The following is a 452-nucleotide window of genomic DNA, read 5'->3' as shown; positions in this document are numbered from 1 at the left end:
GCGGCTATCGTGGGCTACGATTTGGCGCGAGAATCCAAAGACGGGGCGACATTGCTCAAGGTTAATGTGCATCTAGAGGAGGTCAGGGAGGTGAAGGTTAAATATGGCAAGGAAGAGGTCAAAAATCCTGATGATGCTAAGAAAAAGGATGTGGGCGACCAGACGCAGAGAGTGGAGTCACAGAAACAACGAGCGGAAAAGGGAGATAAATCATGGTTGGAATACATGACAACTGAGCCGGAATCGGCTTTTAATGCAGCGGTAGAAAATATCAGTAATGCAACGGTAGAAAAATTAAAACAAATTCCAATTCTTAACAAGTGGTTATCTGGAGGTTTTCCGCAATGATTGCCGAAATAGCAATATCCCCCATCCCAAACCAAACGACCTCATTCTCTATTGGGACAGATTTAATTGAATTAACGCTTGAAACCCGATTAGAAAATATATTC

1 protein-coding gene is annotated in these 452 nt (G+C 43.1%); it reads left to right on the top strand.

What is annotated here, in order from left to right:
* The coding region (locus Xets_RS12725; protein ID WP_222941596.1) for a hypothetical protein at positions 1-348 on the top strand (348 nt) is incomplete at its 5' end.
* Positions 349-452 lie beyond the last annotated feature (104 nt).

The sequence above is a fragment of the Xenorhabdus sp. TS4 genome (assembly GCF_014467265.1).
Taxonomy (GTDB): Bacteria; Pseudomonadota; Gammaproteobacteria; order Enterobacterales; family Enterobacteriaceae; genus Xenorhabdus; species Xenorhabdus ehlersii.
Note: the sequence above shows the minus strand (reverse complement) of the source record. Positions and strands in the feature narration are given on the sequence as shown.